The sequence below is a fragment of the Micromonospora sonneratiae genome, assembly GCF_042679305.1.
Lineage (GTDB): Bacteria > Actinomycetota > Actinomycetes > Mycobacteriales > Micromonosporaceae > Micromonospora_H > Micromonospora_H sonneratiae.
This window is the reverse complement of sequence record NZ_JBHTMP010000025.1, coordinates 91,307-100,584: the sequence shown is the minus strand read 5'-3', so window position 1 is coordinate 100,584 and position 9,278 is coordinate 91,307. Positions and strand designations below refer to the sequence as shown.

Sequence of the window (9,278 nt, the reverse complement as noted above, 5' to 3'; positions counted from 1 at the left end):
CCGGCCAGACCATCACCCTCAGGTTCACCGCCGTCGAAGACATCTCGCTACAGACCTCGTTCGTCGTCGACGACACCGCACTCGACATCTCCTGACCCGACGCTGAACCACCACGAACGCTGAACCACCACGAACGCTGACCCCGGTGATCGCGCGCCCCAACCGCGTGCTCACCGGGGTCGGTGGGTTCCGACGCCCCTGGCCCAGGCTCCCGGCCTGTTGCGGCCGAGTAGCACAGGACGACCAATGTGGACAGTTACCAACCGCAGCCAGCTGGTCCACGCCGGGGTCCCGACTGTCGAGCCGAGTCGTCTGCGACATCGGCTCCACAGCCAAGGTGCAGAGTCACCGCCCCCTGTGCCGACTTCCTTCGGCAACCTCTCCCGCAACGCCGTCCAATTGTCGCTGGTCGATACGAGTAAGCCTCTCCGGGACACATTCATTCCGACTGTCGAGCTGGGCGCACAGACGGGGCACACGCATCGCAACATTGGGCCGACCGGAAACCTGAACCCCCGGCCGGATCGGTTGCCGGACGAGTAGCCCCAAACTGCATCCTGTGCCCTGCGCACAATCGGGTAGGACATTGCGGGAGCACACACGGGGCAGCTCGACAGGCACCGTGCTCACCGTCCCTCATGGAGGCCGAAGAAGGTCCGCTCTGGACCTCCGAGCGGCCTCCGAGCGACCTCGTAGCGACCTCGTAGCGACGCCGGCCCGACAACCGACCCTCGACTACCCTCGACTACCCGCGCCCCCGCAGCACGCAGAACTCGTTGCCCTCCGGATCGGCCAACATGGCCCCGGCGCTGTTGCCACGCCGACCCACGTCGACGTACCGCGCGCCCATGTTGACCAGCCGCTCGATCTCGGCCTCCTGGTCACTCGGCCGCAGGTCGATGTGCAGGCGGTTCTTCGTCGCCTTGGCCTCCGACGCCCGGACGAAGAAGAGACCGGGCAACTCGTCAGGGGATCGCCGGATCGCCACCTCGTCAGGTCCCTCATAGGTGATCTGGTAGCCGAGCGCCTCGGCCCACCAGCGCGCAAGACGCGCGGGATCCTGGGCGTCGATGACCAGGCTCTCCCACAGACTGCCCATTCGATACCTCCATGGCGAGGAGACGACGAAATTCGAGTGACGCATAGGTTACGCCGAGGCTGATCACCGGGTAACCCGGTAGCCGGCCCGACAAACGTTGCAGATCACCCAATCTCGTGAACGCGCTCCCGCCCGCACCGAGGCACTCCGGCCGGGGGCAGGCAAAACGCCAAGGCTGCCCGCCCCCGACCGGAAAGGTGCCCGCCCCCGACCGGAGAGGTCAGCGGCTGTCCGAACCCGTCGACTCGACCATCGCCCGGCCCGCCTCCAGCCGGGCCACCGGAACCCGGAACGGCGAGCAGGAGACGTAGTCCAGCCCGACCTCGTGGAAGAAGTGCACCGACTCCGGGTCACCGCCATGCTCACCGCAGACGCCGAGCTTGAGTCCGGGACGGGCAGCCCGCCCCTCCTCGGCCGCGATCCGGACCAGCCGCCCGACGCCGTCCCGGTCGATCGACTCGAACGGCGAGATACCGAAGATGCCCAGTTCGAGGTAGCGCCAGAAGAACGCCCCCTCCACGTCGTCCCGTGAGAAGCCCCAGCCCATCTGGGTCAGGTCGTTGGTGCCGAAGGAGAAGAACTGTGCCGCCTCGGCGATCTGACCGGCGGTCAACGCCGCCCGGGGCACCTCGATCATCGTGCCGATCAACACCTCGACGTCGCAGTCCCGGGTCACCTCCGCGATGATCTTCTCGGCTTCGGCGCGTACGGTCTCCAACTCCTGCACCGCGCCGACCAGGGGCACCATGATCTCCGGCTTCGGCACCCCGCCCTGCCGGGCGCACTCCACGGCCGCCTCGACGATCGCCCGTACCTGCATGGCGAAGAGTCCGGGGATGACCAGGCCGAGGCGTACGCCGCGCAGGCCCAGCATCGGGTTCTGCTCGTGCATCCGGCGTACCGCAGCCAGCAGGGCCTCCTCCTTGGCCACGTCCTCGCCGCGCTCCTGGGCAACCGCCACGTTGACCGCCAACTGCTCCAGCGGCGGCAGGAACTCGTGCAACGGCGGGTCGATCAGCCGTACGGTGACCGGGAGGCCGTCCATCTCCCGGAAGATCTCCACGAAGTCGGCCCGCTGTAGCGGCAGCAGTGCAGCCAGTGCCTCTTCCCGCTCCTGCTCGGTCCGGGCCAGGATCAGCCGCTCCACCATCTCGCGCCGGTCACCGAGGAACATGTGCTCGGTCCGACACAGGCCGATGCCCTCCGCGCCGAACCGACGGGCCCGGGCGGCGTCCGTACCGGTGTCGGCGTTCGTCCGGACCGCCAGCCGCCGCCGCGCGTCCGCATGCGTCATGATCCGGTGTACGGCCTTGACCAGCGCGTCGTCGGTCTCGGCCGGGTCGAGGTTCCCCTCGAAGTACTGGACCACCTCCGAGGGCATCACCGGCACCTCGCCGAGGTAGACCTTGCCCGTGGTGCCGTCGATGGAGACGACGTCACCCTCCCGGACGGTCTGCCCCGCTACGGTGAACATCCGCTGCGGGACGTCGATGTCCAGCTCGTCGGCACCGGAGACACAGGTCTTGCCCATGCCCCGGGCCACCACGGCGGCGTGGCTGGTCTTCCCGCCCCGGGAGGTGAGGATCCCCTGCGCGGCGATCATGCCGTTTAGGTCGTCCGGGTTGGTCTCCCGGCGGACCAGGATCACCTGCTCGCCTTCGGCTGCCACCTCGACCGCGCGGGCAGAGGTGAAGACGACCTTCCCGACCGCCGCGCCGGGGGACGCGCCGATGCCCTTGGCCACCGGCTGGAACTCGTGGTCGAGCTGGAAACGCGGGAACATCAGCTGGGCGAGTTGGGCGCCGTTGACCCGGTGCAGGGCCTCGTCGAGGTCGATCAGGCCCTCGTCGACGAGCTGACCGGCGATGACGAACGCGGCGGCGGCCGTACGCTTGCCGACCCGGGTCTGGAGCATCCACAGCTTGCCCCGCTCGATGGTGAACTCGATGTCACACAGGTCGAGGTAGTGCTCCTCCAGCCGGGCCATGATCCCGAGCAGTTCGTCGTACGACCGCTTGTCGAGCTTCTCCAGTTCCTGCAACGGGACGGTGTTGCGGATGCCGGCCACCACGTCCTCGCCCTGGGCGTTGGCCAGGTAGTCGCCGTAGATGCCCTGCGCCCCGCTGGCCGGGTCCCGGGTGAAGGCAACCCCGGTGCCGGAGTCCGGGCCGAGGTTGCCGAAGACCATGCTGCAGATGTTGACCGCGGTGCCGAGGTCGGCGGGGATCCGCTCCTGGCGACGGTAGAGCACGGCGCGCTCGGCGTTCCACGAGTCGAAGACCGCCCGGATGGCCAGGTCGAGCTGCTCGCGGGGGTTCTGCGGGAAGTCCCGCCCGGTGTGCTTGTTGAAGATCTTCTTGTACGCCTCGACCAGGCTACGCAGGTCGTCCGCGTCGAGGTCCAGGTCGTTGCTGGTGCCCTTGGCCCGCTTGATGCCGTCCAGCGCGTGTTCGAACTCCTCGCCCGGCACGTCACAGACCGTCTTGCCGAACATCTGGATCAGACGGCGGTACGAGTCCCAGGCGAAGCGGTCGGAGCCGGCCGAACCGCCGGCAGCAGCCCCACTGGCCTGCCGGGCCAGCCCCTCCACGCTCTCGTCGTTGAGCCCGACGTTGAGAACGGTCTCCATCATGCCGGGCATCGAGAACTTGGCTCCGGAACGTACGGAGACCAACAGTGGATCGAGCGGATCCCCCAACCGCCTGCCCATCGCCGCCTCCAATGCGGTTAGATGGGAGTCGATCTGTTCGGCCAGCCCGGCCGGCTCCTCGCCGGTGGAAAGGTAAGCCTTGCAGGCTTCGGTGGTAATGGTGAAGCCCGGGGGTACCGGAAGACCGAGGTTGGTCATTTCTGCCAGGTTGGCGCCTTTGCCACCAAGCAGGTCCTTAAGTTCTTTGTTGCCCTCGGCAAAGTCGTACACGTACTTGTGTTCCGCCAACTCCTGCGATGCCACCGGAAGCCTCCCAACGCGTCCGACCGAACCCAAACGAAGGTTAAAAGCGGTCTCTTCGTACCCCGGCGCAGACTTTCGTACCAGTGGTCAAGCAGATTCGGTGACAATAGGCACAGTCGTCACCACTATGCGCGCTCGGGGCAGTTTCTGGGAACGCTTCCACGCGCAGGATCACGCATAGCCACCAGCCTTTTTGTTGACAGTGCCGCACGATCGAACGTACCGTGGTATGCGCATTTTCTGTGGATATTCCCCAATCATCCCGCCCCCTGGCTCCCCGGAGGAAGCTCCGTGCCAATCCCCACCCCTCGCCCACAGCCCGCCGCCGAACACCTCGAAACGGTCACCGGCCGCGACGCCCTGGACCGCCTCGCCCCGCCCAGCCCGTGGGCCCCGGACGCGCCCGCTCTCGGCGACGTCGTACCGGTCCCGGTCGACGTCCGGCCGACCCCCGGGGTGACCTACGCGTTGACCGCCGACGCCGTCGTCACGACCACCCCGGAGCCGTCCGCCACCGCCGTCGGGGAATACCTGGCCGACCTGCTTCGCCCGGCCACCGGCTACCCGCTGCCGGTCAGCGAGGCGGGCCCGGACACCCCGGCGGGCGGAATCTCACTGCTGATCACCGACACCGTCACGGAACTCGCCGACACCGTCACAGGGCTCACCGACCACCCGGAGGGCTACCGGCTCGACGTGACGGCCGACCGGGTCGTCATCCGCGCCCGGACCGGGGCCGGGCTCTTCCACGGCGTACAGACGCTGCGACAACTCCTGCCGGCCGCCATCGAGAGCCGCACCACACTGGCCGCGCCGTGGATCGTGCCCGGCGGCAGCATCGTCGACCACCCCAGGTTCACCTACCGGGGTGCAATGCTCGACGTGGCCCGGCACTTCTTCCCGGTGGCCGACGTACGTCGCTACATCGACCAGATCGCCCGCTACAAGATCAATCACCTGCACCTGCACCTGACCGACGACCAGGGCTGGCGGATCGCCATCGACTCCTGGCCTCGGCTGGCCACCGTCGGCGGGGCCACCGAGGTCGGCAACGGCCCCGGCGGCTACTACACCAGGGAGCAGTACCGCGAGATCGTCGACTACGCGGCCAGCCGACACGTCACGATCGTCCCGGAGATCGACCTACCCGGGCACACCAACGCCGCGCTGACCGCGTACGACACGCTCGCCCCGGACGGTGTCACGCCCACGCCGTACACCGACACCGAGGTCGGGTTCAGCACCGTCGCCGTGAACCGCGAGCTGACGTACGACTTCGTCACCGACGTACTCCGCGAGCTGGCCGAGTTGTCCCCGGGTCCGTACCTGCACATCGGCGGGGACGAGGCGTTCAAGCTGGCCGCCGCCGACTACGTCGCCTTCATGGACCGTACGCAGTCGATCGTCGCGGCCACCGGCAAGACGGTCGTGGGCTGGCACCAGCTCGCACCGGCCGCGCACGTGCCGGGCCGGATCATCCAGTACTGGGGTACGGCCACCGCCGACCCGGTCGTGACCGAGGCGGTACGCCAGGGAGCCCGACTGATCCTCTCCCCCGGCAACCGGACCTACCTGGACATGAAGTACACCAGCGACACCCCGCTCGGGCAGGACTGGGCCGGCCTGATCCCGGTCCGGACGGCGTACGACTGGAACCCGGGTGCCTATCTGGACGACGTGCCGGCTGACGCCGTACTCGGGGTCGAGGCACCGCTGTGGACCGAGACCATCAAGTCGGCCAGCGACATCGAGGTCATGGCGTTCCCCCGGCTGCCCGCCGTTGCCGAACTCGGTTGGTCCCCGGCCACGGCCCACGACTGGGCCGGTTTCCGGGACCGGCTGGCTGCCCAGGGTCCGCGATGGACGATCGCGGGCATCGCCTTCCACCGTTCACCCGAGGTGCCCTGGCCCGGGACCGCCCCGCAGCCCGAGGCACCGGCACCGACACCGGACGCGACCGACAGCGGTGCCGCAGCGCCGGCCGGCCTGCCGGCCGGGTCACCTACCCGGGTGATCGGCCCGGCCACCCCGGAGGTGACCACGCCGGACGGCGGTTCCCTCGACCGCGCCTGACCGGCCACCCCGGGTCGGCTGCCGGGACGGCAACCCCATGGTCAGCCGCCGGAATCGTCCAGCTCCGCGCCGGCCGGGACAGCCTCGCTGTCCCGGTCGGCCAACCAGCCGTCCGGCAGGAACACCTTCCCCGGCGAGTTCGTCCGCCCGCGCGGCTGACCGAGCGTGCTGACCGGGAACGGCTCCGTCGGGTCGAGCTTTCCGAGCAGGTCGTCCAACTCGGCCAGGCTGTTCACCATCGCCAGGGCGCGGCGCAGCTCACTGCCGACCGGGAAACCCTTCAGGTACCACGCGACGTGCTTGCGGAAGTCCGTACATCCGTCGCGCTCGGTGCCGAGCCAGTCGGTGAGCAGTTCCGCGTGCCGGCGCATGGTCGTCGCCACCTCGCCGAGCGTCGGCAACCGCCGGTACGACCGCCCGTCGAAGGCTGCTGCAAGATCGGCGAAGAGCCACGGCCGGCCCAGACAGCCCCGGCCCACCACGACTCCGTCCGCACCGGTGTGCGCCACCATCCGCAGCGCGTCGTCGGCCTCCCAGATGTCCCCGTTGCCCAGCACCGGCACGTCCAGCGCCTGTTTCAGGGTGCCGATCGCGTCCCAGTCGGCGGTGCCCGAATAGCGTTGTGCCGCCGTACGGCCGTGCAGGGCGACCGCCGCGACCCCGGCATCCTGGGCAGCCAACCCGGCCTCGACGTAGGTCAGGTGATCGTCGTCGATGCCCTTACGCATCTTGACCGTGACCGGCACTCCGGCGGAAGCCGCCGCCGCGACCGCACCCCGCACGATGCGGGCGAACAGCCGACGCCGCCAGGGCAACGCCGACCCCCCGCCCTTACGGGTGACCTTCGGCACCGGGCAGCCGAAGTTGAGGTCGATGTGGTCGGCGAGGTCCTCCTCGACCACCATCCGTACCGCCGCTGCGGTGACCTCCGGATCGGTCCCGTAGAGCTGGAGGCTGCGCGGGCGCTCGTCGGTCCCGAAAGCGATCATGCGCAGGGTCTTCGGGTTCCGCTCGACCAGTGCCCGGGTGGTGACCATCTCGCAGACGTAGAGACCACCGCCCTGTTCCCGACAGAGCCGGCGGAACGCGACATTCGTGATCCCCGCCATCGGGGCCAGCACGACCGGAGGCCACACCTGGTGCTGCCCGAGCGTCAGCGGGCGTACGGATGGCGGGACGGTTCCACTCCCGGCGATGGCGTTCCTGGTCACGCCTTCGAGGATTCCATGCCGGCCGCAGTAGCCCCCACCCCGCCCGGTCCTGGACGACGCCAGGGTGACCGGCGTTACGGCCGAACAGCCGCACATACGGCAGATCGCCGTTCCGGCAACCGCACCGGAACGGCGATCCAGGTAGTCTGATCAGATCCCGAACGGGTCGGCCAGCACCAGTCCGGAGACGTCCACCACCAGTGAGGTGGCCGACTTCGCATAGATGGCGAACGAGAACCCGTTGCCGTTGTGCGCCCCGAGCTGCACCTCCACCAGGTTCGACAGGATCTGCCCCGCGTCCCACCAGTTGAGCGACGACGCCGACGAACGGGGAACCGACGAGCTGTGCGCGCTGAGGAAGCCGGCCGAGATCGTGTTGACCACGGTCAGGTTGACGTACGCGGCCACCGCGCGGAATTCGGCCGCCCGGTCGACGTGGCGGACCGTCAGGTGGATGGTCGTCCCGGCCCGCAGCCGGCCGTTGGCGTCGATGTTCTCGCGGCCACCGGCGATGTGCGTGTCGTAGCGCGACGAGCGCGGAACCTCACGGCTGTCGAGGATCCGCTGCGGTGCGATCGCCAGGGTCTGGTTGGCCCACCCACTCAGGTTGACCAGGGCCATCTCGTTGACCCCGCCGAGCACCAGGTCACCCTCGGGGGTGACCGTCATGGTCCCGGGTGGCGCAGCGTCGGGCACCTTGTCCGCCGGGGTCGGGGTCAGCACCAGCGCCGGAGCGCTGTTCCCGTTCGCCACCGTCAACGCGGGCACCGTCCCCGAACCACCGGTGAGGCTGGTGCCCGCCGCCCCGGCGTCGTTGTCCTGCCCGACCCGGACCGGGTCGGCATCCGCACTGGCCGGGCTGGCGAGGGCGGTGACACCGATACCCATGCCGGCGCCGGCGGCAATCCCGGTACGGAGCAACCGCCGCCGACTGGGGGTCGCCGTCTCTTCGGTCGTCATGTTGTCCTTCCCCTCGGTCTCACCCGCGCTCATCGCTGCGGCCTCGAGTTCGTCCGGCTGGCCGGCAGGTTGTTGCGCACCTGCTCCAGACGCTGCTGCCGCGCACCTGCGCTCGCCGAGCGGAGCGCCGTCGACCCGATCAGGCTCTGCTCGGGGACGTAGACCAGCAGCGCCGTCACATCGAGGATCACCACGGTCGGGGACTTCACGTAGATGGCCACCACGTCCGGGTAGGTTTCGTCCCAGGGACCGATCTGGGTCATGTACCCGTTGGAGAGCAGTTGACCAGCCGCCCACCAGTTGATGGTGGAGGACGTCGGGGTCTCGCCCCGTCCCCAGACGGTGGCGAAGCCGGCACCGGCGGTGTTCGCGACGGTGATGTTGCCCAGTAGTCCGTCACCGTATTCGACGATGCCGCCCAGGTGCACCACCAGGAAGGCGTTGGCGATCGCCCGGCCCGACGAATCGATCTCGTCCTGCCCGGCGAGGAGACGGCTCCGGCCGGCAGCGGTACGGGTGTCCAGGACCCGGGTGGGCGGAACCGGCACCGGCATGGTCGCGTTCTGCGCGGTGAACGCATGACGCTGCTGCACCGCGCCGGTCCCCGGGTCGGTACCGACGATGGAGAAGCCGCCGAAGGTCGGGAGGAAGGCGCCGGGCACGGTGCTGGTGTTGCCGCCCGGTTGCAGCCTCAGGTGCACCCCGTCGGGGTTGGCCACTTCCAGGGTGCTGGCCCCGCCGGGTGCGGCGCTGCGCAGGGTCGTCCTACCCGTTCCGGCGTTCTCCTGTCCCAGCTTGACCGGATCTCCGTTGCTGGCGGAGGCCGGCGCGGCGGTGGCCGCCGTCACGGCGACGGTGGCGGCCACCGCTGCCCCCGTCGCGGTGGCGGCGGTCCGCAACACACCGCGTCGGGGCACCACGTTCTCGGTTTCGGATGAAGTCATGATCGTTTCCCCCGTGCGTAAGGGTTTGGCATGAGGTC

General features: G+C 69.3%; 6 protein-coding genes. 1 reads left to right on the top strand and 5 read right to left on the bottom strand.

All coding sequences use genetic code 11. The annotated features are described in order from the left end of the window. Positions 1–745 precede the first annotated feature (745 nt). The gene (locus ACFQ4H_RS17805; RefSeq protein WP_377572100.1) at positions 746–1,099 is read right to left on the bottom strand and encodes a VOC family protein; all 354 of its coding nucleotides are present in this window, start codon (positions 1,097–1,099) and stop codon (positions 746–748) included. Between the two features lie 220 nt (positions 1,100–1,319). Then, entirely contained in the window at positions 1,320–4,052 is a 2,733-nt protein-coding gene (gene ppdK / locus ACFQ4H_RS17800; RefSeq protein WP_377572099.1) for a pyruvate, phosphate dikinase, read from the bottom strand. 291 nt (positions 4,053–4,343) lie between these two features. Between ppdK and ACFQ4H_RS17795 the strand changes: the two genes are divergently transcribed. Then, positions 4,344–6,125: a beta-N-acetylhexosaminidase gene (locus tag ACFQ4H_RS17795; RefSeq protein ID WP_377572098.1), complete on the top strand. Its 1,782-nt coding sequence runs from the start codon at positions 4,344–4,346 to the stop codon at positions 6,123–6,125. Between the two features lie 41 nt (positions 6,126–6,166). Here ACFQ4H_RS17795 and dusB read toward each other — a convergent pair whose 3' ends face one another. The 3 genes from dusB to ACFQ4H_RS17780 form a co-directional block, all read right to left on the bottom strand. Then, complete coding sequence (dusB, locus tag ACFQ4H_RS17790; RefSeq protein WP_377572097.1) at positions 6,167–7,336, bottom strand: tRNA dihydrouridine synthase DusB; 1,170 nt, start codon at positions 7,334–7,336, stop codon at positions 6,167–6,169. Between the two features lie 150 nt (positions 7,337–7,486). Then, the gene (locus ACFQ4H_RS17785) at positions 7,487–8,329 is read right to left on the bottom strand and encodes a hypothetical protein (protein ID WP_377572096.1); all 843 of its coding nucleotides are present in this window, start codon (positions 8,327–8,329) and stop codon (positions 7,487–7,489) included. Beyond that, on the bottom strand, positions 8,326–9,240 hold the full coding sequence (locus ACFQ4H_RS17780; RefSeq protein WP_377572095.1) for a hypothetical protein: 915 nt from the start codon (positions 9,238–9,240) through the stop codon (positions 8,326–8,328). Before ACFQ4H_RS17780 ends, ACFQ4H_RS17785 begins: the two co-directional genes overlap by 4 nt. Between the last annotated feature and the right edge of the window lie 38 nt (positions 9,241–9,278).

Coding starts and splice junctions, on each gene's coding strand:
- ACFQ4H_RS17785 (WP_377572096.1), bottom strand. CDS start 8,329: ATGAGCGCGGGTGAGACCGAGGGGAAGGACAACATGACGACCGAAGAG.
- ACFQ4H_RS17805 (WP_377572100.1), bottom strand. CDS start 1,099: ATGGGCAGTCTGTGGGAGAGCCTGGTCATCGACGCCCAGGATCCCGCG.
- ACFQ4H_RS17780 (WP_377572095.1), bottom strand. CDS start 9,240: ATGACTTCATCCGAAACCGAGAACGTGGTGCCCCGACGCGGTGTGTTG.